Raw genomic sequence first — 20,657 nt, 5'->3', positions numbered from 1 at the left:
GGTTCCTGTGAACGAGGTTCCTGTGAACGAGCCGATCACCATCGCGAACGAGTTCGCCGAGGTGCTGGTCGACCGCGTCCAGACCCGCAACGGCGTGCGGCTCCGCGTCCGGGCGCCCCGCTCCGGCCGGGAGATCCTGCTGTGCCCGCTGGAGCTGGAGGCGCTCACCCGGCAGGACCACGACCTCTTCTCCCGGCTCCTGGAGGACGGCTGATGGGCTGGCTGGACGGCAAGCGGGCACTGGTGGTCGGCGCGGGCTCGGGCATCGGCCGCGCCGTCCTCGACGCGTTCGCGGGCGAGGGCGCGCGCGTCGCGGCGCTGGAGGTCGACTCCGGCAAGTGCGAGCGCCTCGCCGCCGACCTGCCCGGCTGCCCGGTCAACCACGGTGACGCCACCAGCCTCTCGCAGACCGAGGCCGCCCTGGCGGCGGTGCGGGAGGCGTACGGCGGGCTCGACGTGCTGGTCAACTGTGTCGGGATCTTCGATTTCTACCGCGGCCTGGACGAGCTCGACCCGGCCGCGCTGGACGACGCGTTCGACGAGACGTTCCGCGTCAACGTCAAGAGCCAGCTGGTCTCGGTCAAGGCCGCCCTCCCCGACCTGCGCGCGTCGCAGGGGTCGGTGGTGCTGACCGTCTCGACTTCCGGCTTCTATCCGGGACGCGGTGGCATCCTCTACGTCGCCTCGAAGTTCGCCGTGCGCGGCTGCGTCGTCTCGCTCGCCCACGAACTCGCGCCCGACGTGCGGGTGAACGGGGTCGCGCCGGGCGGCACGCTCGGCACCGAACTCACCGGCCCGCGCAGCCTGGGCCTTGCCGATCGCCACCTCGGCGACGCCCCCGGCCGCGCCGAGGACCTGAAGAGCCGAACGCCGCTCGCGGTCGCGCTCACCGGCGAGGACCACGCGGGCAGCTATGTCTTCCTGGCCTCCGACCGCGCCCGCGGCATCACCGGAACGATCGTGCACTCCGACGGCGGCATCGGAATCCGCTGACCCGCTCCTCTCAGGAAACTCGGCCTCAGCCGCCTGCGGGCCGCGGCTCCGGAGCCTGAGAAGCCCGGGGCTCAGGAGGAGGTGAAGCCCGCCAGGCGCGACAGGCGGGTGGCCTCCTCGCCGAGGTGCGCGGCGAGGGCTTCGGCTCGTTCGGCAGGGAGGCGGGAGAGCGGCGCGGACACGGCCAGGGACGCGACCGGACGTCCGCGCGGGCCGGGCACCGCGACCGCCACGGAGGCGACGCCGTCCTCGCTCTCCTCCCGGTTGAGGGCGTAGCCGCGCTCGCGGACCCGGCCGAGCTCGATCATGAGCTCGGCCGCGTCGGTGATCGAGTGCTCGGTCTCGCCCGGCAGGGCCCGGCCGGAGGGGAAGAGCGCGGCGACCTCGGTCGCCGGCAGCGCCGCGAGGATCGCCTTGCCGGAGGCGGTGCAGTTGGCGGCGAGCGTGGTGCCGGTACGCCCGGCGACGCGCAGCGACCTGGCGCTCTCGACCGCGTCCAGGTAGCGCACCATCGCCCCTTCGAGCCCGACCAGATGGACGGTCTCCCCGGCCCAGTCGGCGAGCTCCTCCAGCAGCGGCCGGGCGTGCAGCCGGATGTCCATGTTGCGGACGGCCGCGAGCCCGATCTCCACGAGCATCGGCCCCGCCACGTACACCCGCGAGTCGGGCTCCTGCCGCACGAAGCCGTGGTAGGCGAGCATCGCCAGCAGCCGGTGCGCCGTCGAGTGCGCGACCCCGAGGAACTCGCGGGCGTCCGAAAGCCGCACCTTCTCGTTCTCCCGGAAGAGCGTCAGCAGCTTGAGCGCGTTGTCGACCGACGCGATGGGGTACGCGGGCCGCTGCTGTCCGCCGTCTTTCCGCACACCAGAACAATAGGGCCGATCAGGCGACCGGCGGCACGTAGCCGCTCAGCGCCCGCAGTCCCGCCATCACCTCGTCCGCGGTGGGGCGCGACCCGTACGTGCAGAAGCTGGCGTCCGGGGCGCGCGGCATCCGCCGCACCGACTTCGGCGCCGACCACCACTACACGTTCTGGAAGTCACTCCAGAAGTGACGTGACGACCGCGACGGCGGCCAGGACTCGACGCGCTCGAAGATCGCGGCGAGGCCCTGGCCGCCGATGCGCGTCGGCGTCGCCGGGTGGTTGAGTGGCAGGGGCCGTGGCGGTGGTCACGCTCGTGTGAATATATTTCTAGAATGATTTTCTAAATCTGGGAGGGAGAGCCATGTGGGCGCGAGAGGTGGCGGCGATCCGGGTCATCGGCACCGGAGTGATGGGCCGCGGGATCGCACAGCTCGCGGCGGCCTCCGGGATCACCGTGGAGCTCGCCGACGCCCGTCCCGAGGCGGTCGGTGACGCCGTCTCCCACATCGGCGCCATGTTCGACAAGCTGGCCGCCAAGGGGAGGCTGGACGACCCGGCCGCGGCGCGGTCGCGCCTGCGCCCGCTGGACGACCCGTTCGCCCCGGCCACCGGCTGCGACCTGGTCGTCGAGGCCGTGCGCGAGGACCTGGAGACCAAGCGCGAGCTCTTCGCCGCCCTGGAGAAGGTGGTCGGCGACCAGACCGTCCTCGCCACCAACACCAGCTCGCTGTCCGTCACCGCGATCGGCACCTCCCTCAACGACCCGAGCCGCCTGGCCGGGCTGCACTTCTTCAACCCGGTGCCGCTGATGCGGCTGGTCGAGGTCATCGCGGGCGCGCGCACGGCGCCGTGGATCCCGGACGCGCTGACCGACCTGGTCCGGCGGATGGGGCACGAGCCGGTCCGCGCCCCCGACACCCCGGGCTTCCTGGTCAACCACGCCGGACGCGGCCTGCCGACCGAGGCTCTCCAGATCCTCTCCGAGGGCGTCGCCGAGCCCGCCGACATCGACCGCATCGCCCGCGACGTCCTCGGCCTCAGGATGGGCCCGTTCGAGCTGATGGACCTCACCGGCCTCGACGTCTCCCATCCGGTCCTCGAGACCGTGTGGTCGGGGTTCTACGGCGAGCCGCGCCTCCGCCCGTCCCCCATCACCCGCACCCGCATGGAGGCGGGCCTGCTCGGCCGCAAGACCGGCGAGGGCTTCTACGCCTACGCCGACGGCGCCAAGCAGGAGCCGCCGGAGCCCGCGCCGCCGGCCGCGGACGCGCGGCCCGTCTGGGTGCCGGGCGCCGAGGCCGCGGCGCTCACCGCGCTGCTCGACGCGTCCGGCGCCACGGTCGAGACGGGCGACGCGCCCTCCGCCGACGCGGTCGTCCTCGTCGCCGAGTACGGCGGCAGCACGCTCGGCTTCGCCCGCCGCGAAGGACTTCCGGTCGAGCGCACGCTGGGCGTCGACCCGCTCGACGGATTCGCCCGCCGCCTCGTGGTGTCCGTCCATCCGGGCGTCGAGCCGGACGCCGGGCGGGCGGCGCTCGCCGTGCTCGCCGCGACCGGACGGCCGGTGACCGCCGTCCGCGACGCCCCGGCACCGGTCGCGCAGCGCCTGCTCGCCTCGATCGTCAACGTCGCCTGCGGCATCGCCGGCCAGCGGCTCGGCCGCCCGGAGGACGTCGACACCGCCGTACGGCTCGGCCTCGGCTATCCGCGCGGCCCGCTCGAATGGGGGACCGAGGTCGGCCCCGACGTCCTGCGCGGCGTCCTGGCCCGCCTTCACGAGACGACCGGCGACCCCCGCTACCGGCCCAACGCCTGGCTGGTCGAGCGCGCCGATCTCGGCCTGCCCCTGACCGCGCCCGGCACCGCGCCCGCCGACCTCTACCGCTAAGGACGTTCGAGATGGACCTGGAACTCAACGAGACCCAGACCGCCTTCCGCAAGATGGCGGCCGAGTTCGTGGACGCGGAGATCGTGCCGAACGTGCGGGAGTGGGACCGCCGCGAGGAGGTCGACCTGGGCATCGTGCGGCGGCTGGGCGAGCTCGGCTTCCTGGCGCTCGGCATCCCGGACGAGTACGGCGGCGTGGAGTGCGACATGGTCGGCTACACGACGGTCATCGAGGAGCTCGGGCGGGGCGACTCGTCGGTGCGCGGCATCGTGTCGGTGTCGCTCGGCCTGGTGTCCAAGTCGATCGCGGCGCACGGCACCGAGGAGCAGAAGCGGGAGTGGCTGCCTCGGCTCACCGCTGGCGAGGCGCTCGGCTGCTTCGCGCTGACCGAGCCGGGCACCGGGTCGGACGCGGGGGCGCTCATCAGCCGGGCCCGCCGGGACGGCGACGACTGGGTGCTGAACGGCCAGAAGATGTTCATCACCAACGGCACGTGGGCGAAGGTCGCGCTCGTCTTCGCCCGCACGAGCGACGACGGCGGGCGCGGCGTGACCGCGTTCCTCGTCCCGACCGACCTGCCCGGTTTCACCGCCAACACCATCCACGGCAAGCTCGGCCTGCGCGGCCAGGCCACCGCCGAGCTGGTGCTGGAGGACGTGCGGGTGCCCGACTCGGCGCGGCTCGGTGAGGTGGGCAAGGGCCTGGGCATCGCGCTCGGCGCGCTCACCAAGGGCCGCATCTCGGTCGCCGCCGGGGCCACCGGGCTCGCGCAGGGCGCCCTGGACGCGGCGGTGAGGTACGCGGGCGAACGCGAGCAGTTCGGCCGCCCGATCGCCGCGTTCCAGCTCGTCCAGGAGCTGCTCGCCGACTCGGCCGTCGAGGTCGAGGCGGCGCGCCTGCTCACCTGGCGGGCGGCGTCGATGGCCGACCGCGGCGCCGGGCGCCAGGAGCTGGCCACCGCCGCCTCGATGGCGAAGTACCACGCCAGCGAGACGGCGGTGAAGGTGTCCAACAACGCCCTCCAGGTCTTCGGCGGTTACGGCTACACCGACGAGACCCCGGTCGGGAAGTACGTGCGCGACGCCCGCGTGCTCACCCTCTACGAGGGCACCAGCCAGATGCAGAAGCTCATCATCGGCCGGGCGCTCACGGGCGTCGACGCGCTCGTCCCCCGCTAGGGCTTCCCGAACTTGAAGATCGGGTAGTCCGGGATGGTGTTCGTCCAGCCGGACGAGACGTTCGCCCGGTAGGAGATCATCGTCGTGCGATTCACCATGACCTGGTAGGCGAGCACACGCCCGGTGGCCGGGTCGATGACCAGCCACTCCTCCTGCCGGGCGTCGCCCGGATTCTTGCGCGAGTACGTGATCGCGATGCCCTTACGGCCGAGCGGGTCGGCGACCTGCCCGACGACGCGGAGTCCGGGCTCGGCCGCCAGCATCCGGTAGGCCGCGCCCAGCACCTTGGGCGAGGCCGGGGTGGTGCTGAGATGACGCACGTTGCCGAACAGCCAGGGCACGGGGCTGACATGGGTCTCGCCGTCGGCCGCGGTCAGCCGGCCCTGAGCCTTCCGCAATGCCGCCCGAAGCCCCGCCGGGGTTTGGGGAAGCGTTCGCACATCCGGTGGTGTGAGGCTGCCGTGCTCCGGCAGCCGGTACGCCAGGCCACCGGGGCTCCGGGCCTTCGTCCAGGCGGTCGGCCCGCTGCCGTTCTTCTCCTTCCCCTTGAAGACCTTCCACAGGCGCTGACCGTTGGTGCGCTGCCGCGTCGTCGCCGCCGTCGGCGCCGCCGCCGTCGGCAGCACGCAAGCCGTTTCCCCCTTCTTGCAGGTCGTCGGGCCCAGGAGGCGGGTACCCAGACCGCGGTCGGCCTCCCACGCCTCACGGCCGGGACCGGCGTCCCATCGCGCGATCTGGGAGGTCAGTTCGTACCGGCCCGTCGATGCGACCGCAAGCGCACGTTCCTGCTCCACCGTGTGCCAGTACTTCCCCCGGGCGGGCGGCGCGGACTGTTCCAGCTTGGTCGCCGCCGAGAGCAGCACCGTCCGGGGTGACGTGGGCACCGGTGCCGAGCCGGACGGGTCGGGCGCGCGCGGTGACGTGCCCGCGTACACGCCGACGGCGATGGCGGTCACCGTGGTGAGCGCGAGCGCCGGGATCGCGTAGGTGACGCGCGGCCGGGCGGGCCACGGCGACCGGCGCGGCGACCGCATCTCCTGCTTCAGACGGGCCCGGCCCATCTCCACCGACCGTTCGGTGGGCGGCCGCTCGTCGAGCATCGTGCCGATCATCCGCATCTCGTCCATCACTGGAGACCTTCCGTGTCGAGGGCGGCGCGCAGCTTGCGGCGCGCCCGGTTGAGCCGGGAGCCGACGGTGCCGTACGGGATGCCGAGGGCGGTCGCGACCTCCTCGTGGCCGAGCTCGCTCAGCGCCACGAGCAGCACCACGTCGCGTTCCTTGGCCGAGAGCGCGGCCAGGGCCCGCGCCAGCTGAGGCTGGAGCTCCTCGGCGGTCACCCAGGTGACGACGCGTTCCTCATGGCCGCCGCTGGGCCGGTCGGCCCCGACCCGGGCGAACGCCTGGTAGCGGCGGGTCTCGGCACGGCGGTGCTGGGCGACCAGATTCGTCGCGATGCCGAAGAGCCAGGGTCGCAGGGCACCCTTGCCGGGGTCGAACCTCGCGCGCCTACGGAAGGCGACGAGGAAGGTCTCCGCGGCGACGTCGTCGGCCGCCTCCGGGCCGAGGCGGCCCGCGACGTACCGGTGGACGGGCGGATAGTGCCGGTCGTAGACGGCGGTGAAACGCTCGGGATCGTTCATCGACTCGGCGACGAACCGCGCGTCCTCCGCGTCCCGCGACTCACGCGCCGCCGCCGGGTCCGGCGAACGTTCGCCGGGCCCGGCGGACGGCACGTCCACGGGGTAGGTCATGGGGGGAACCCTCCGGGATCGTGTGTCCGGCTGTCACCCCTTACTCCGCCGTCGCGACGGTCTCCTTTCGCTCCGCCAGCCGAACGGCTTCTTCTCGTCGAACGGTTTCTCCGCAGGCGGTACTCGCCGCCCGGCCTGGTCAGCACGCTCTGGTCCGACAGCAGCACGCCGGTACGGAGTCGACGATGGTCTCGTCGCGCGCGCCGAACTCGCCCTTCTCCTCCGCGGGCTCGCCCTCGATGACCGGATCGGGCGGGTCGGTGGGGAGCGGCTTCACGTCGGCGGTCACCGCGACTGTGCGCACCGGTGATCGCGTACGCGCCGATCCTGGGACGGACCATGTACGGCTGGCCCACGACCTGGTCGGTGTACCAGTACCGGCCCTGCGGGTCGGGCAGGCGTTCGGCCCGGTCCGCCACGGCCAGCAGCAGGTCGCGCGGCGACATCGTACGCGGCGTCCCGGCCCAGCCGCTGGCCGCGTAGCCGTGGATCTCGGCGAAGTAGGCGTCGAAGACCTCGCCGAACCGTTCTGGATCGTGCAGGGACACCGGCATCACCGGTGCGGGTTTCCCTGTCATGGAGGGCCTTTCCGTGGCGCGGAGGCGGTCTGCACGTATCACCCGATACCGGGGATCATGTTCACGCCTCCGCGCCGCGGCGGCTTACCGGCGCCTCAGCAGCGGGCGCACTCGGGCTTCTTGGGATTCCCGTTCTTGTCCACGTTGTAGCGCTTCTTCGGCAGGACCGGCGCTTCGTCGGTCCAGCGGGCGTCGAGCATCACCGAGAAGCGCACCACCTGCCCCGGTCGCTGGGGGGCGGACCTGCTGGCGACGTGGACATCGTCAGGCCGCAGGACGATCTCCTCGGTGGCGAGCAGCCGCCCGGTCACCGGGTCGATGATCAGCCGTTCCTCGCGTCGCGGGCCGTCCGGCCCGTCGTCGCGCCGGACGGCGACCGCCCGCCCGGTCCGGCCCAGCCGGTCGGTGACCGTGCCCAGGCTCCGCATGCCGGGCAGGCCGGCGAGCATCTGGTACGCGGCGGCGCGAACCTTCGGGGGTGCGGGGTCGGCGGCGAGCAGGTTGCTGCCGATGTTGAAGAGCCGCTCGTTGCGCTGGTCGGCGTCCTTGATGCCGGCGGAGGAGAGCCACCCGAGGATCCGCGACTTCAGGTCGGCCTGGTCGGTGGGCAGGCCCCGCAGGACGGCGGGTGTCAGCTTCGCCCCGGGGACGAACCCGGTCCAGCCGGGCCGGAGGCTCGCCGGCATCGCGAACGGCTCACCGGCCGCCGCCGGGACGGGGACGGACTTGATCTTCTCGGTGATCACGTCCACCGGAATCGGCTTGCCGGAGACGCCGAGGGCGTCGCTCGCCGTGACCTGCCAGCGATCGGGCGACCCGGCACGCCGCCAGGCGGTCTGGTCGGCGGATGTCGCCGGTTTGGCGCCCGTCTCCCGCATCACGATCCAGTGGTACTCCTTCGGCGAGACCGGGATCCAGTTTTGGATCTCCGTGCCGCGTTCGATGACGTAGTCCGCGCCGATCGGCCTGACCTGGTCGCCCACGATCTGCCGGGTGTACCAGTAGGCGCCCTTCGACGGCGTCTTGTCGAGATTCTCGGCCGCCGCGAGCAGGATCGTGCGGGCCGACATCAGCGGCTCGGGCGGCGGAGCCGGACGCGTCGGGGCCGAACGTGTCGGGGCCGCCTCGCCACCGTAACCACCACCGATGGCGGCGTTCCAGGTCATGAGGCCGGCCACGGACGCGGCGACCAGTCCCGCCGCCAGCGCCGGCTTCGTCCACCGCGCGTGGCGGCGCACGGCCACCGGCACGGTCAGTCCGGCCAGGCCGTCGCGGCCCTTCGCGGTCACCTCCGGGGAGGGGCCGCCCTCGTCGAGCAGCTCCGCCACCATCGACACCTCATCCATGGGACTTCCCTTCGTCGCGTGTGGGATCCGTCCCGCCCAGTGCCTCCCGCAACTTCCTCCGAGCCCTGTTCATCCGTGATCCGACGGTCCCGCCGGGGATCTCCAGTGCCTGCGCGACCTCCTCGTACCCGAGCCCGCCGACCGCGATGAGCAGCAGCACGTCGCGGTCGCCGGGCGGCAGCGCCGCCAGCGCGGCGGCGAGCTGCGGCCGGATGCCCTCGGCCGCGACCCGCTCGGTCACCCGGTCCTCGTGACCGGGCGCGGCGGGGGCGGCGTCGCCGGCGCGCGCGAGCGCGCTGTAGCGGCGGCTCTCGTCGCGCCGGTGCTGGGCGACCAGGTTGGTGGCGATGCCGAACAGCCAGGGCCTCACGGCGCCGCGCGCCGGGTCGAAGCGGTCGCGCCTGCGGAACGCGGCGTAGAACGTCTCGGCCGCGATGTCGTCGGCGACGTCGCGGCCGAGGCGCGCGGCCACGTACCGGTAGATCAGGGCGAAGTGCCTGTCGTAGATCACGGTGAACCGATCGGGCTCATGCCGGGAACGCTCGATCACCGTGGCGTCGTCGTCGGGGACGGCGGCGACGCCGGGTGGAGCGATCATCCGTGGCTCCATCTCATGTCGGTCCTTCCGAGGCGAATGGCGGTCACCTCTACTCAGTCGGAGCCACGGACGTTCTTCACGCGACCGCTCCTCACTCGTGCGGCCAGTGATGGGCCAGTGATGGGCTAGTGGTGCGGCGCCTCGCTCGTCCAGCCGGCGTGGAGCACCGCCTGGCGTTCGACGACCGCGCCGGGGCGCAGGCCGGGGAAGCGGGTGCCGCGCTCGACCACCACGTACTGCCGTCCCAGCACCGCGAACGTCGTCGGGTGAAGGATGACCTGGACGTCGAACACCCCGCTACCCCCGCCGATCGTCCGGCCGCGTCCGACCAGGGCCACGCCGGCGCGTCCCTTCATGTCGCGGACGCCCTCGACCAGGCTGATGCCGGGCCGGTCGGCCAGCATCCGGAACGCCGCTCCGCGAACCTGCGGAGAGGTCGCCTCCGTCAGGATCTGGTAGCCGCCGAGCAACGTGTTGGCCGCGTCGAGGCGCAGTCCGCCCGGCCTCCTCTCCTCCGCGAACAGCAGCTTCTCCAGCCCGCCCGGCTGTCGCGCGATCCGGTCCCGTTCCACCCACGGCTCGACGTCGCACCCGCACAGGCGCCGGCGTTCGGCCCCGGTCGTCCGGTAGGTCTCCCAAGCGCCCGGTCCCGACATCGTCAGCGTCATCCAGCGCGGGTCGTCCGCGGTGCGCACCCGCCACGTCCGCGGCGAGCCGGCCTCGCGCCAGGCCGCACGGTCCGCGTCGGTCGCGGGCCCGACGCCCAGCGGGCGCCGGTAGTCGACGTAGGTGTCGGACGCCGACCGCGGTGACCAGGTGTCGCCCTCGGACGAGCGGGTGACGACGTAGCCGCCCACGGGATAGGAGACGGCCTCCGCGACGGTGCGCTTGCGCCAGTAGCGGCCCTCCGGCTGCTTCTCGGCCTGGGACGCCGCCGCGAGCAGGACGCCCCGCGCGTTCAACTCGGTCTTCTGGGGGCCGGGCGTCGTTCCCGGCCCGGCCCCGGCGCCGCCGCCGAGCGTCGCGACCGCCACGGTGGCCGCCGCCCCCACGGCGACGACGCCCGGCAGCGCGAGCCGCAGGCCGGCCCTCCGCCTCCGTCGAGGCGGCCTCTGCGGCATCCGCCTCTCGGTCATCCGCGCCCGGGCGGCGGTCACCACCCGCGCGTCCGGCTCCGGCGGGTCGTCGAACAGCGCCCGCACCTCGGTCAGCTCGTTCATCGGGTCCTCTCCTCGTCGCTCATGGGATTGGTCCCGCCCAGTGCCTCGCGCATCTTCCTTCGAGCCCGGTTGAACCTCGAGCACACGGTGCCGAAGGGCACGCCCAGCGCGTGGGCGACCTCCTCGTACGACAGCTCGGCCAGCACCACCAGCAGCAGCACGTCGCGCTGCTTGGCGGGCAGGGCCGCGACCGCGTCGGCCAGCGGCCCCCTGACCTGCTGTTGTGCGCTCACCCTCGCGGCGACCCGGTCCTCGTGCCCGGTCGCGCCACCGTCGGCCGGCAGCCGGGAGAGCGCGCGCAGCTTGCGCCTCTCGTCGCGGCGGTGCCGGCCGATCAGGTTGGTGGCGATCCCGTACAACCAGGGCCGGGCGTCGCTCCGGGTCAGGTCGTACTTGCGGCGCTGCCGGAACGCGGCGTGGAACGTCTCGGCGGCGATGTCGTCGGCGACATGCACGTCGAGGCGCCGCGCCACGTACCGGTGGATCTCCGTGAAGTACGCGTCGAAGATCGCGCCGAACCGCTCGGGCTCATGCCAGGACCGTTCGATGACCGACGCGTCGTCCACCCCCTCCGGTGACGGGGTGGCGACATCGGGGGGAGCGGTCATGCGTGGCTCCTTCAAGATGAGGCCTCATCTATCGGCGTGGACAGATTTCACCTCTTCTCATCCGGAGCCCGCATCCGCCTTCCATCAGGGCTCGGCCGAAGGCGCCGGCCTCTCGTTCGTCCAGCCGGCCTCCAGATGGGTCCGCGTCCGGCTCCTGCCCAAACCAGGCGAGCCCACGGACTCGGCCAGGAGCGTCGCCGTGGCCGGATCGACCACGAAGCGGTGCAGCGGGCCGAGACGCAGCTCACGCCCCTTCCGGCCCCGGCTGTCGCGGACGATGTCGCCGCTGGTGATCCCAGGGCTCGTCGCCAGGGCCCGGAACGCGGCTGCCCTGGTCCGCGGCGAAGCGGGCGCCTGGGCGAGCAGGCCGAACAGGAAGTCGTTGACGAACGACTCGACGTCGTTCTCACGCTTGAGCGCCTCCGGAGTGAAGTCGCGGGTCGCCGTGCGCCGAGCCCAGGCCACGATGCCCTGGGGGTCGGCGGGCGCCGACCGGAGATCGTTGAGGCTCAGCGGCCGGTCGGCGATGGAGAACGGGTGTGACGACGGCCGGGACGGACGCCCCAGGGTGGCCACCGGGCTCCAACTGCGGCGTCAGCGGTGACGGGACCTTCACGATCGGCAACCTCGACCCCTACGAGTGGCCGGTCGGGTTCTGGGATCCGATGTCGGAGTTCAGCGATCGGCCCGGCTATGGCGCCCAGTGGCCCGGCCCCACCAGGCTGGGGCGCTTCTCTGTCTCCTGCTTGAGGGGGAGGCGGGGGCGTGGCGGGTCGTTCGGAGCGATGAAATGGGCCCTGAGACGGGTCCGGGAGGGAACGGGAATAGGGCGCTCATTCGTCCTGTTGACGAGAGCGTCAGCAAAGTTGAGTCTGGTCGACTCAAGTCATTTGACAACTTGATCCCGACCGGGCAACCTTGCGAACCAGAGACTCAGCCTGGCCGCCCTCCGGGGGCTGGTGCGGCCGGGTCGGCATAGCGAACGACAGAACGACCGAAGAGACATCACGACGGAGGACGAGAGACATGGCACGTGCGGTCGGCATCGACCTCGGGACGACCAACTCGGTCGTCGCGATCCTTGAGGGTGGCGAGCCCACCGTCATCGCCAACGCGGAGGGGTCGCGGACCACGCCGTCCGTCGTCGCCTTCGCCAAGAACGGCGAGGTCCTGGTAGGCGAGGTGGCCAAGCGCCAGGCCGTGACCAACGTTGACCGCACCATCCGGTCGGTCAAGCGCGAGATGGGCACGGACTGGAAGGAGACCATCGACGGCAAGGACTTCACCCCGCAGCAGATCAGCGCGTTCGTGCTGCAGAAGCTGAAGAGGGACGCCGAGTCCTACCTCGGCGAGACCGTCACCGACGCGGTCATCACCGTTCCGGCCTACTTCTCCGACCACCAGCGGCAGGCCACCAAGGAGGCCGGCCAGATCGCGGGCCTCAACGTCCTGCGCATCATCAACGAGCCGACGTCCGCGGCGCTGGCCTACCACCTGGAGAAGGAGAACGAGGCCACGATCCTCGTCTTCGACCTCGGCGGCGGCACGTTCGACGTCTCCCTGCTCGAGGTCGGCGACGGCGTGGTCGAGGTCAAGGCCACCTCCGGCGACAACCACCTCGGCGGCGACGACTGGGACCAGAAGGTCGTCGACTGGCTGGTCGAGAAGTTCAAGAACGCCAACGGCGTGGACCTCGCCAAGGACAAGATGGCCCTCCAGCGCCTGCGCGAGGCCGCGGAGAAGGCCAAGATCGAGCTCTCCAGCTCGTCCGAGACTCAGATCAACCTGCCCTACATCACCGCCTCGTCCGAGGGGCCGCTGCACCTCGACGAGAAGCTGACCCGGGCCGAGTTCCAGCGGCTCACCGCCGACCTGCTCGAGCGCACCAAGGCGCCGTTCCAGAACGTGCTCAAGGACGCCGGCATCGGGGTCGACGGGATCAACCAGGTCGTCCTGGTCGGCGGCTCGACCCGCATGCCCGCGGTGTCGGAGCTCGTCAAGGAGCTCACCGGCGGCAAGGAGCCCAACAAGGGCGTCAACCCGGACGAGGTCGTCGCGATCGGCGCCTCGCTCCAGGCCGGCGTGCTCAAGGGCGAGGTCAAGGACGTCCTCCTGCTGGACGTGACCCCGCTGAGCCTGGGCATCGAGACCAAGGGCGGCATCTTCACCAAGATCATCGAGCGGAACACCACGATCCCGACCAAGCGGTCGGAGACGTTCACCACCGCCGACGACAACCAGCCGTCCGTGGAGATCCAGGTCTTCCAGGGCGAGCGCGAGATCGCCGCGTACAACAAGAAGCTCGGCACCTTCCAGCTGACCGGCCTGCCGCCGGCGCCGCGCGGCGTGCCGCAGATCGAGGTCACCTTCGACATCGACGCCAACGGCATCGTCAACGTCAGCGCCAAGGACCAGGGCACCGGCCGCGAGCAGTCGATGGTCATCACGGGCGGCTCCGCGCTGCCCAAGGACGACATCGAGAAGATGATGCGCGAGGCCGAGCAGTACGCCGAGGAGGACCGCAAGCGCAAGGAGGAGGCCGAGGTTCGCAACCAGGCCGACACCCTCGCCTACTCGACCGAGAAGTTCCTGCGGGAGAACGACGAGAAGGTCCCCGAGGAGCTCAAGAAGGAGGTCGGGGACGCGGTCGCCGAGGTCAAGAAGACCCTCGAGGGCACCGACGTCGACGCGATCCGCACCAGCGCCGAGAAGCTGGCCCAGGTCAGCCAGAAGATGGGCGCCGCGATGTACGCGCAGAACCCCGAGGGCGCGCAGGCCGCCGGTGACGACGCCGGCCCGACCGCCGACGCCCAGGGCGGCGACGCGCAGGACGACGAAGTCGTCGACGCCGAGATCGTGGACGACGACAAGCCGAAGGGCGGTGCCGCGTGACCAACCCTCCCACCGAGGGCGAGGAGCGCGAGGGCCCGGTGATCCGCGACAGGCGGCGCATCGACCCGAAGACCGGCCAGGTCAGGGAGCCGGACGCCGAGGCCGCCGAGGCGGCTCCGGCGTCGGCCCCGGAGTCGGCCGCGGGTGGTGCGGAGGCCGCGGCCCTCAAGACCCAGCTCGAAGAGCGCACCGCGGACCTCAAGCGGCTCAAGGCGGAGTACGACAACTACCGCAAGCGAGTCGACCGGGACCGCGTGGCCGTCCGCGAGCAGGCTCTCGCCAACGTCCTCAACGAACTCCTGCCGATCCTCGACGACATCGGCCGGGCCCGTGACCACGACGAACTCACCGGCGGCTTCAAGTCGGTGGGCGAGGCGCTGGAGGCGGTGACCGGCAAGCTCGGGCTCGAACGCTACGGCGAAAAGGGCGAGCCCTTCGACCCCACGGTGCACGAGGCGCTCATGCACTCGTACTCGTCCGACGTGACGGAGACGAGCGTGGCGAACGTGCTCCAGCCGGGCTACCGCATCGGCGAGCGGGTCCTGCGACCCGCGCGCGTCGCGGTGGCCGAGCCCGCCGAGGCGGGCGACGACGCCGGAGACGGCGTCGGGGAGTGACCCGCGCCCGGGTGGCCTCTACTGGGGGGTACGGGGCCACCCGGGGCGGGCACGTTCCCGCACGGACCGGGCACACGCTCGGAGCACAGGCTCAGACACGTAGGACGCAGTGGCACTAGCAGAAAGCGGGGCGCCGTGAGCACCAAGGACTACCTGGAGAAGGACTACTACAAGGTCCTGGGTGTCTCGAAGTCCGCGTCGCAGGACGAGATCAAGAAGTCCTACCGCAAGCTGGCGCGCAAGTACCACCCCGACGCCAACAAGGGCGACACCGACGCCGAGGACAGGTTCAAGGAGGTCTCCGAGGCCTACGACGTCCTCTCCGACGAGAAGCGCCGCAAGGAGTACGACTCCGTGCGGGCGATGCCGGGCGGGTTCCGCGGCCAGCAGGGCGGCGGGTTCGGCTTCGACCTGGGCGACCTCTTCGGGCAGGGCGGCACCGGCACCACCACGGGCGCCGGGGCCGGCGACCGTATAGGAGACATCTTCGGCGGGTTGTTCAACCGCGGCGGCGGCGCCCGCACGTCGGGCACCCGGCGTGCCCGCCGGGGCGCGGACGTGGAGACCGAGGTGACCCTCACGTTCGGCCGCGCGATGAACGGCGTGACCGTGCCCATCAAGCTGACCAGCGAGGCCGCCTGCCCGAAGTGCCGCGGCACCGGCGCCAAGGCCGGCACCGTGCCGCGGGTGTGCCCCAACTGCGAGGGCACCGGCAGCGAGACGCGCAACCTCGGCAACTTCGGCTTCCAGGAGCCGTGCAAGGAGTGCCACGGGCGCGGGCTCGTCGTCGACGACCCGTGCACCATCTGCCACGGCAGCGGCCGCGCGACCGGCACCCGGACGATCCAGGCCCGCATCCCGGCGGGCGTCGCGGACGGGCAGAAGATCAGGCTCAAGGGCAAGGGCGCCCCGGGCGAGAACGGCGGCCCGGCCGGCGACCTCTACGTCACCATCAAGGTGCGCCCGCACAAGGTGTTCGGGCGGAGCGGCGACAACCTGACCCTCTCGGTCCCGGTCACGTTCCCCGAGGCCGCGCTGGGCGCCGAGATCAAGGTGCCGACGTTCCAGGGCCAGCCGGTGACGCTGCGCCTCCAGGAGGGCACTCCCAACGGCCGCACGCTGCGCGTGAAGGGCCGTGGCGCGACCCGCCGCGACGGCACCAAGGGCGACCTGCTCGTCACGATCGACGTGCAGGTGCCGCAGAAGATCGATGACACCACCCGCGAGGCGCTGGAGCGCCTGCGTGCCGCCGACGACGGCGACGACCTGCGCAGCGAGCTGCTCCAGCAGGCCCGAGAGGAGTGATCATGGACCCGTTCGGCGACGACACCCCGGTCTATGTGATCTCGGTGGCGGCGCAACTGTCCGGGCTGCATCCGCAGACGTTGCGGACGTACGACCGGATGGGACTGGTCTCGCCCGGCCGCACCGCGGGCCGCGGGCGCCGCTACTCGATGCGCGACATCGTGCTGTTGCGCGAGATCCAGCGGCTGTCCCAGGAGGAGGGCATCAACCTCTCGGGCATCAAGCACATCCTCGAACTGCAGCGCGACAACATCCACCTCCGCGAGGAGCTCGTCAAGGCGCACGCCGCGCTCGAGGACCTCGCCAACGAACTCGAATCGACCCGGGCCGTGGCCGCCCGCCTGGCACAGCAGCGCCGGCGCGGCGAGCCCGCGGAATCTCCCGGTACGGACCTGGTGCCGATCCGCCACACGGGGGTCGTGATCTGGCACGAGCGCCGCTCGGAGTGAAGCGGCGCCGACGGTATTAGGGGCGTAGAAGACAGATGGACAACAAGCTCACTCTGAAGAGCCGTGAGGCGATCACGATCGCGCTCCGGCAGGCCGCGAGCGCGGGCAACCCTCAGGTGGAGCCCCTGCACTTGCTCGCCGCACTGCTGACCGTCCCGGAGGGCACCACGGTGCCGCTGCTCAAGACGGTCGGGGCCGACCCGCAGGCGGTGCGGCGCCAGGTCGAGGAGCGGCTGGCGCAGCTGCCCAAGGCCTCCGGCTCGACCGTTCCCGAGCCGCGCCTGTCCGGCCAGCTGCAGCGCGTCCTGGGCACCGCGCAGCACCGCGCCGAGGAGCTCGAGGACGAGTACGTCTCGACCGAGCACCTGCTGGTCGCGATCGCCGCCGACGGCGGCCCGTCGGCCGAGCTGCTCAAGGAGTTCGGGGCGACCCCGCAGGCGCTGCTCGACGCGTTCAAGGACGTGCGAGGGAGCGCCAAGGTCACCAGCGAGAGCCCGGAGGACACCTACAAGGCGCTGGAGAAGTACGGCGTCGACCTGACCGCCGCCGCCCGCGATGGCCGGCTCGACCCGGTCATCGGCCGTGACACCGAGATCCGCCGCGTGGTCCAGGTGCTGTCCCGGCGCACCAAGAACAACCCGGTGCTCATCGGCGAGCCCGGCGTCGGCAAGACCGCCGTCGTCGAGGGCCTCGCCCAGCGCATCGTCGCGGGCGACGTGCCCGAGTCGCTGCGCAACAAGCGGCTCGTCTCGCTCGACCTGGGCGCGATGGTCGCGGGCGCCAAGTACCGCGGCGAGTTCGAGGAACGCCTCAAGGCGGTGCTCACCGAGATCAAGGAGAGCGACGGCCAGGTCGTCACGTTCATCGACGAGCTGCACACCGTCGTCGGCGCGGGCGCGGCCGAGGGCGCGATGGACGCCGGCAACATGCTCAAGCCGATGCTGGCGCGCGGCGAGCTGCGCATGATCGGCGCGACCACGCTGGACGAGTACCGCGAGCGCATCGAGAAGGACCCCGCCCTGGAACGCCGCTTCCAGCAGGTCTTCGTCGGCGAGCCGTCGGTCGAGGACTCCATCGCGATCCTGCGCGGGCTCAAGGGCCGGTACGAGGCGCACCACAAGGTGCAGATCGCCGACGCCGCGCTCGTCGCCGCCGCGACCCTGTCCGACCGCTACATCACCGCCCGTTTCCTGCCCGACAAGGCCATCGACCTGGTGGACGAGTCGGCGTCCCGGCTCCGCATGGAGATCGACTCCCGTCCGGTCGAGATCGACGAGCTGCAACGTTCCGTCGACCGGCTCAAGATGGAGGAGCTGACACTCGCCAAGGAGACCGACGAGGCGTCCAAGCAGCGGCTCGACCGGCTCCGCAAGCACCTCGCCGACCGCCAGGAGCACCTGAACGCCCTCAACGCCCGCTGGGAGCACGAGAAGGCCGGCCTCAACCGGGTCGGCGAGATCAAGGAGCGCATCGACCAGCTGCGCGGCGAGGCCGAGCGGGCCCAGCGCGACGGCGACCTGGAGACCTCCGCCCGGCTCACCTACGGCGAGATCCCGGAGCTGGAGAAGCAGCTCGCCGAGGCCTCCGCGCAGGCCGAGTCCGACAATGCCGACGCCATGGTCAAGGAGGAGGTCGGCCCGGACGACATCGCCGACGTCGTCGCCTCCTGGACGGGCATCCCGGCCGGGCGCCTGCTGGAGGGCGAGACCGCCAAGCTGCTCCGCATGGAGGACGAGCTCGGCCGGCGGCTGATCGGCCAGGGCGCCGCCGTGAAGGCCGTCTCGGACGCGGTGCGCCGCGCCCGCGCGGGCATCTCCGACCCGGACCGGCCGACCGGCTCGTTCCTCTTCCTCGGCCCGACCGGCGTCGGCAAGACCGAGCTGGCCAAGGCCCTGGCGGAGTTCCTCTTCGACGACGAACGCGCCATCACGCGCATCGACATGAGCGAATACTCCGAGAAGCACTCGGTGGCCCGCCTCGTCGGGGCGCCTCCCGGCTACGTCGGCTACGAGGAGGGCGGCCAGCTCACCGAGTCCGTCCGCCGCCGCCCCTACTCCGTCGTCCTGCTGGACGAGGTGGAGAAGGCGCACCCCGAGGTCTTCGACGTCCTGCTCCAGGTGCTGGACGACGGCCGCCTGACCGACGGGCAGGGCCGTACGGTCGACTTCCGCAACACGATCCTGATCCTCACGTCCAACATCGGGTCGCAGTTCCTGGTGGATCCGACGCTGGAGAACGGCGCCAAGCGTGAAGCGGTCATGAACGCGGTGCGCAACTCGTTCAAGCCGGAGTTCCTCAACCGGCTGGACGACGTGATCCTCTTCGACGCGCTCACCACGACCGAGCTGACCAGGATCGTCGACCTCCAGGTCGACCGCCTCGCCGAACGCCTCGCGGACCGCCGACTCACCCTGGAGGTCACCGACGCGGCCCGCGAGTGGCTGGCGCTCACGGGCTACGACCCGCTCTACGGGGCGCGGCCCCTGCGCCGCCTGGTGCAGACCGCCATCGGCGACCAGCTCGCGCGCGAGCTGCTGTCCGGCGAGATCCGCGACGGCGACCGGGTCGTGGTCGATCTCGACGAGGCCGCCGACGCGCTCACGGTCGGGTCGGGCCAGGGTCTGTCACTGGCGAAGTAATACGACCGGAAGGCCGTCACCCCCACCGGGGTGGCGGCCTTTCGCATGCGCGAAAAAAAGGGGGTTGACGAAGCCGGGGACCCTTTATAAAGTCGCACGCATGGAGTCCTGATCCCACGGTTGAGCACAGACGCCGCCTCGCGCGGCCCGCTCCCCACGCATCGCTCCCGACACCCTCTTCCCAGGCCGTGAGCAGCGCCCTGACCTAGAGCCGTCCGGTGAGCGACCTTCCCGTTCCCTTTCATCGGTCCGCCGTGGCCGTTCTTTGGCGACCGTTTCTCATGCTTTATCGGAGGTCTGTTTTGCGTACCCCGGATCACGAACTCAACGAAATTCTCGCGTCCGTCAACAAGGACGCGAACGCCGAGAAGAAGACCAGGAAGGCGAAGCCGGCGCAGCGGAAGCGCCACTTCGATCCGAAGTCGGCGGCCTTCGCCGCGCGCGGCGGGGCGTCCCACCGGAACGCCCGGCAGATGCCCACCCGCCGCCTCCAGCGCGGCGGCCGCTGACCCGCACGCCGATCACGGGCCGGCCCGCGTCTCCTGGATGCGGGTCAGCCCGTCGAACGGCGTCTCGGGCGGCGGCACGACCGACGCCACCGCGGCCAGCCCGAGCAGCGCGGCCGCGATGGCCAGCCGCCGCCGCAACCGCCCCGGCCCCGGGCCGCGCGTCTCCCCGCCACGTCCGCTCATCGACCTTCTCCCCCGATCTCGTGGTGTCCGGTCGACGCTACGGATCGGGCACGGACGTCACCATCCGTTCTGCTCCCCTCCTGAGCAGGGGGTTAACCCCACTCTGGCCTGGGATTTCACCACCATGGAGCGCTGGGGGGTGGAGCAGGCTACACCTTCGTTCCGGGAGTGCGCCCGCTCGTGGCGGCCGGTCCCCGTCGGACAGAGTGGATCACATCACCGACAACGGAGGACCCCCATGAAGCCGCTGCTCTGGATGCTGCTCGCCATCTCGCTGACCACCAACATCGTCGTCGGCCTCGTCGACGACGGCGTCTTCTCGATCGTCGTGAACGCGGTCACCGGGATCCTGGTCCTGGGATCCCTCGCCGCCCTGATCACCCTCCGCGTCCGCGCCCGCACCTGACCCGGCCGTGTTCGATCACGACGGGGAAAGCAGACGGCGGGATTCGCGGTCGGTCCGCGGAATTCCGGGCCGGCGTCCAGGCCGGGACATTGGCCAGGATCGCCGGCCCGGCGGCGGTCGTGATGACGGACATGTTCGATCGGCGAATCCCCTCGACCAATGATCGTTCGTTACCGTGAGTGACGAACGTCCGCGGCGAGAACGGAGACGGCGGGGCCGATCGCTCCAGAATTCACTGGCTCATTCGGTGCATGATCTCTCGCTTACGGGCATGTAACGTACGACGTACATCATTAAACGGCGCGAAGACCACGGTGGGGATCAGATGGACCTGACCGGTGCTGTATGGCGCAAGAGCAGCTACAGCGGCCCCAACGGCGGTAATTGCGTAGAAGTCGCCGGCGTCACCGGCGCCGTCGTACTCCGCGATTCCCAGGGCGACGATGACGAAGCGGTCATCGTCCTGACCACGGAGCAGTGGCGTGCCCTGACCGGCCGCCTGAGAAACGTTCACACATCCTGATCGTGTGCACGAATGCGCCGCCGGCGCGTCACGTTCGCCACCAACGTTGATTGAAACCGCAACCACACCGGGGGCGTCGGGGTTCGTCCAGTGAGAGGCCACGAAGG

General features: G+C 71.6%; 23 protein-coding genes. 13 read left to right on the top strand and 10 right to left on the bottom strand.

Going from position 1 to position 20,657, the window contains the following annotated elements; translation table 11 throughout:
* The first annotated feature begins 7 nt into the window (after positions 1-7).
* The gene (locus ABZ810_RS00625; RefSeq protein ID WP_358397413.1) at positions 8-214 is read left to right on the top strand and encodes a hypothetical protein; all 207 of its coding nucleotides are present in this window, start codon (positions 8-10) and stop codon (positions 212-214) included.
* On the top strand, positions 214-993 hold the full coding sequence (gene hcaB, locus ABZ810_RS00620) for a 3-(cis-5,6-dihydroxycyclohexa-1,3-dien-1-yl)propanoate dehydrogenase (protein WP_358397411.1): 780 nt from the start codon (positions 214-216) through the stop codon (positions 991-993). Before ABZ810_RS00625 ends, hcaB begins: the two co-directional genes overlap by 1 nt.
* A 71-nt stretch (positions 994-1,064) precedes the next feature.
* On the opposite strand, the gene ABZ810_RS00615 is transcribed toward hcaB, so the two are convergent.
* Positions 1,065-1,856 carry an IclR family transcriptional regulator gene (locus ABZ810_RS00615; RefSeq protein ID WP_358397408.1) on the bottom strand — a complete coding sequence of 264 codons (792 nt, stop codon included), beginning with the start codon at positions 1,854-1,856 and terminating at the stop codon, positions 1,065-1,067.
* A 363-nt stretch (positions 1,857-2,219) separates the two neighbouring features.
* Between ABZ810_RS00615 and ABZ810_RS00610 the strand changes: the two genes are divergently transcribed.
* Both ABZ810_RS00610 and ABZ810_RS00605 read left to right on the top strand, forming a co-directional pair.
* Positions 2,220-3,746 (top strand): 3-hydroxyacyl-CoA dehydrogenase, encoded by a 1,527-nt coding sequence (locus tag ABZ810_RS00610; RefSeq protein ID WP_358397406.1) that lies wholly within the window; start codon positions 2,220-2,222, stop codon positions 3,744-3,746.
* A gap of 11 nt (positions 3,747-3,757) precedes the next feature.
* Entirely contained in the window at positions 3,758-4,924 is a 1,167-nt protein-coding gene (locus ABZ810_RS00605) for an acyl-CoA dehydrogenase family protein (RefSeq protein WP_358397405.1), read from the top strand.
* Here ABZ810_RS00605 and ABZ810_RS00600 read toward each other — a convergent pair.
* The 3 genes from ABZ810_RS00600 to ABZ810_RS00590 form a co-directional block, all read right to left on the bottom strand.
* Positions 4,921-6,051, bottom strand: coding sequence for a CU044_5270 family protein (locus ABZ810_RS00600; RefSeq protein WP_358397403.1), 1,131 nt, complete (start codon positions 6,049-6,051; stop codon positions 4,921-4,923). The genes ABZ810_RS00605 and ABZ810_RS00600 overlap by 4 nt on opposite strands.
* A complete protein-coding gene (locus tag ABZ810_RS00595; protein ID WP_358397402.1) occupies positions 6,051-6,677 on the bottom strand; it encodes an RNA polymerase sigma factor in 627 nt (208 codons plus the stop codon). The genes ABZ810_RS00600 and ABZ810_RS00595 overlap by 1 nt, the downstream gene beginning before the upstream one ends.
* A 139-nt stretch (positions 6,678-6,816) precedes the next feature.
* On the bottom strand, positions 6,817-6,981 hold the full coding sequence (locus ABZ810_RS00590; RefSeq protein ID WP_358397400.1) for a hypothetical protein: 165 nt from the start codon (positions 6,979-6,981) through the stop codon (positions 6,817-6,819).
* Between the two features lie 2 nt (positions 6,982-6,983).
* Between ABZ810_RS00590 and ABZ810_RS00585 the strand changes: the two genes are divergently transcribed.
* Entirely contained in the window at positions 6,984-7,160 is a 177-nt protein-coding gene (locus ABZ810_RS00585; protein WP_358397398.1) for a hypothetical protein, read from the top strand.
* 190 nt (positions 7,161-7,350) lie between these two features.
* Here ABZ810_RS00585 and ABZ810_RS00580 read toward each other — a convergent pair whose 3' ends face one another.
* The 5 genes from ABZ810_RS00580 to ABZ810_RS00560 all read right to left on the bottom strand — a co-directional run bounded on the left by ABZ810_RS00580 (position 7,351) and on the right by ABZ810_RS00560 (position 11,603).
* Entirely contained in the window at positions 7,351-8,601 is a 1,251-nt protein-coding gene (locus ABZ810_RS00580; RefSeq protein ID WP_358397396.1) for a CU044_5270 family protein, read from the bottom strand.
* A complete protein-coding gene (locus ABZ810_RS00575; protein WP_358397394.1) occupies positions 8,594-9,199 on the bottom strand; it encodes an RNA polymerase sigma factor in 606 nt (201 codons plus the stop codon). The genes ABZ810_RS00580 and ABZ810_RS00575 overlap by 8 nt, the downstream gene beginning before the upstream one ends.
* 125 nt (positions 9,200-9,324) lie before the next feature.
* Positions 9,325-10,419 carry a hypothetical protein gene (locus ABZ810_RS00570; protein ID WP_358397392.1) on the bottom strand — a complete coding sequence of 365 codons (1,095 nt, stop codon included), beginning with the start codon at positions 10,417-10,419 and terminating at the stop codon, positions 9,325-9,327.
* Positions 10,416-11,027 (bottom strand): RNA polymerase sigma factor, encoded by a 612-nt coding sequence (locus ABZ810_RS00565; protein WP_358397390.1) that lies wholly within the window; start codon positions 11,025-11,027, stop codon positions 10,416-10,418. Before ABZ810_RS00565 ends, ABZ810_RS00570 begins: the two co-directional genes overlap by 4 nt.
* 84 nt (positions 11,028-11,111) lie before the next feature.
* Positions 11,112-11,603, bottom strand: a complete 492-nt coding sequence (locus tag ABZ810_RS00560; RefSeq protein WP_358397387.1) for a hypothetical protein — start codon at positions 11,601-11,603, stop codon at positions 11,112-11,114.
* A 450-nt stretch (positions 11,604-12,053) separates the two neighbouring features.
* Between ABZ810_RS00560 and dnaK the strand changes: the two genes are divergently transcribed.
* The 6 genes from dnaK (at position 12,054) to ABZ810_RS00530 (ending at position 19,438) form a co-directional block, all read left to right on the top strand.
* Positions 12,054-13,919, top strand: a complete 1,866-nt coding sequence (dnaK, locus tag ABZ810_RS00555) for a molecular chaperone DnaK (protein WP_358397385.1) — start codon at positions 12,054-12,056, stop codon at positions 13,917-13,919.
* Positions 13,916-14,536, top strand: coding sequence for a nucleotide exchange factor GrpE (gene grpE / locus ABZ810_RS00550; RefSeq protein ID WP_358397383.1), 621 nt, complete (start codon positions 13,916-13,918; stop codon positions 14,534-14,536). Before dnaK ends, grpE begins: the two co-directional genes overlap by 4 nt.
* 135 nt (positions 14,537-14,671) lie before the next feature.
* A complete protein-coding gene (gene dnaJ / locus ABZ810_RS00545) occupies positions 14,672-15,841 on the top strand; it encodes a molecular chaperone DnaJ (RefSeq protein WP_358397380.1) in 1,170 nt (389 codons plus the stop codon).
* 2 nt (positions 15,842-15,843) lie between these two features.
* On the top strand, positions 15,844-16,290 hold the full coding sequence (locus tag ABZ810_RS00540) for a helix-turn-helix transcriptional regulator (RefSeq protein WP_358397377.1): 447 nt from the start codon (positions 15,844-15,846) through the stop codon (positions 16,288-16,290).
* 35 nt (positions 16,291-16,325) lie between these two features.
* Complete coding sequence (gene clpB / locus ABZ810_RS00535; RefSeq protein WP_358397374.1) at positions 16,326-18,929, top strand: ATP-dependent chaperone ClpB; 2,604 nt, start codon at positions 16,326-16,328, stop codon at positions 18,927-18,929.
* A gap of 218 nt (positions 18,930-19,147) precedes the next feature.
* Positions 19,148-19,438: a hypothetical protein gene (locus ABZ810_RS00530; protein ID WP_358397371.1), complete on the top strand. Its 291-nt coding sequence runs from the start codon at positions 19,148-19,150 to the stop codon at positions 19,436-19,438.
* Positions 19,439-19,450: 12 nt separating this feature from the next.
* On the opposite strand, the gene ABZ810_RS00525 is transcribed toward ABZ810_RS00530, so the two are convergent.
* Positions 19,451-19,621 carry a hypothetical protein gene (locus ABZ810_RS00525; RefSeq protein WP_358397369.1) on the bottom strand — a complete coding sequence of 57 codons (171 nt, stop codon included), beginning with the start codon at positions 19,619-19,621 and terminating at the stop codon, positions 19,451-19,453.
* Between the two features lie 238 nt (positions 19,622-19,859).
* On the opposite strand from ABZ810_RS00525, the gene ABZ810_RS00520 reads away from it, so the two are divergent.
* Positions 19,860-20,027, top strand: a complete 168-nt coding sequence (locus ABZ810_RS00520) for a hypothetical protein (RefSeq protein ID WP_358397367.1) — start codon at positions 19,860-19,862, stop codon at positions 20,025-20,027.
* A gap of 325 nt (positions 20,028-20,352) precedes the next feature.
* Positions 20,353-20,550, top strand: coding sequence for a DUF397 domain-containing protein (locus tag ABZ810_RS00515; protein ID WP_358397364.1), 198 nt, complete (start codon positions 20,353-20,355; stop codon positions 20,548-20,550).
* Positions 20,551-20,657 lie beyond the last annotated feature (107 nt).

Source organism: Spirillospora sp. NPDC047279, assembly GCF_040643285.1.
Classification (GTDB): Bacteria; Actinomycetota; Actinomycetes; order Streptosporangiales; family Streptosporangiaceae; genus Spirillospora.
Note: the sequence above shows the minus strand (reverse complement) of the source record. Positions and strands in the feature narration are given on the sequence as shown.

What these genes read in the sequence shown, in the direction of transcription:
- ABZ810_RS00595 (WP_358397402.1), bottom strand. Translation starts at nt 6,677, where the DNA reads ATGACCTACCCCGTGGACGTGCCGTCCGCCGGGCCCGGCGAACGTTCG.
- ABZ810_RS00610 (WP_358397406.1), top strand. Translation starts at nt 2,220, where the DNA reads ATGTGGGCGCGAGAGGTGGCGGCGATCCGGGTCATCGGCACCGGAGTG.
- ABZ810_RS00605 (WP_358397405.1), top strand. Translation starts at nt 3,758, where the DNA reads ATGGACCTGGAACTCAACGAGACCCAGACCGCCTTCCGCAAGATGGCG.
- ABZ810_RS00520 (WP_358397367.1), top strand. Translation starts at nt 19,860, where the DNA reads ATGAAGCCGCTGCTCTGGATGCTGCTCGCCATCTCGCTGACCACCAAC.
- clpB (WP_358397374.1), top strand. Translation starts at nt 16,326, where the DNA reads ATGGACAACAAGCTCACTCTGAAGAGCCGTGAGGCGATCACGATCGCG.
- ABZ810_RS00575 (WP_358397394.1), bottom strand. Translation starts at nt 9,199, where the DNA reads ATGATCGCTCCACCCGGCGTCGCCGCCGTCCCCGACGACGACGCCACG.
- ABZ810_RS00600 (WP_358397403.1), bottom strand. Translation starts at nt 6,051, where the DNA reads ATGGACGAGATGCGGATGATCGGCACGATGCTCGACGAGCGGCCGCCC.
- ABZ810_RS00570 (WP_358397392.1), bottom strand. Translation starts at nt 10,419, where the DNA reads ATGAACGAGCTGACCGAGGTGCGGGCGCTGTTCGACGACCCGCCGGAG.
- dnaK (WP_358397385.1), top strand. Translation starts at nt 12,054, where the DNA reads ATGGCACGTGCGGTCGGCATCGACCTCGGGACGACCAACTCGGTCGTC.
- hcaB (WP_358397411.1), top strand. Translation starts at nt 214, where the DNA reads ATGGGCTGGCTGGACGGCAAGCGGGCACTGGTGGTCGGCGCGGGCTCG.
- ABZ810_RS00525 (WP_358397369.1), bottom strand. Translation starts at nt 19,621, where the DNA reads ATGAGCGGACGTGGCGGGGAGACGCGCGGCCCGGGGCCGGGGCGGTTG.
- ABZ810_RS00515 (WP_358397364.1), top strand. Translation starts at nt 20,353, where the DNA reads ATGGACCTGACCGGTGCTGTATGGCGCAAGAGCAGCTACAGCGGCCCC.
- ABZ810_RS00565 (WP_358397390.1), bottom strand. Translation starts at nt 11,027, where the DNA reads ATGACCGCTCCCCCCGATGTCGCCACCCCGTCACCGGAGGGGGTGGAC.
- ABZ810_RS00540 (WP_358397377.1), top strand. Translation starts at nt 15,844, where the DNA reads ATGGACCCGTTCGGCGACGACACCCCGGTCTATGTGATCTCGGTGGCG.
- ABZ810_RS00580 (WP_358397396.1), bottom strand. Translation starts at nt 8,601, where the DNA reads ATGGATGAGGTGTCGATGGTGGCGGAGCTGCTCGACGAGGGCGGCCCC.